Annotated in this window: 1 pseudogene; it reads right to left on the reverse strand. The window is 73.4% G+C overall.

Annotated features, from left to right (window positions below):
• A pseudogene (locus tag GWK61_RS55245) lies at nt 1–458 on the reverse strand (hypothetical protein); the annotation flags it as partial.

Genomic DNA, 458 nt, shown 5'->3' on the forward strand with positions numbered 1-458 from the left:
CATCGGGACCACGCCGTGCCGCGACAGCTCCCAGTCCAGCATCGAGGCGAACGCCTCCCGGCCGAGCCGGGCCGCCTTCGGCATCGTCGCGAGCATCAGATCGCCGGCCCGCCCCGGATCACGGGTGGCGGCCAGCACGCCGCCGGCGCCGAGCAGCGAGGCCAGGGCCGCGCGGTCGCCCAATTTCTCAACGGGTCCTTGAGGGAGCGGGACCGGACGAACGGAGCGGCGCGGGACCTCACTCGGCAGACCGGAACCGTCGCCGACCAACTCGCGTTCCCGACGGCGCCAGACCGCCTGCCGGGCCCGGGCCTCGGCGAACCGCAGCGCGTGGTGCGTGCTGTCGATCAGGATCGGCTCAGGGCCCTGAGCCAGCGCGTTGAGCGTGCTGTTGCTGACCGCGAACAACGCCTCGGTGTGGGTGCGGCCGATGCGGTCCTCGACGAGGTGCCGGATCC

Origin of the sequence: Catenulispora rubra (assembly GCF_015356825.1) — a bacterium.
Classification (GTDB): domain Bacteria; phylum Actinomycetota; class Actinomycetes; order Streptomycetales; family Catenulisporaceae; genus Catenulispora; species Catenulispora rubra.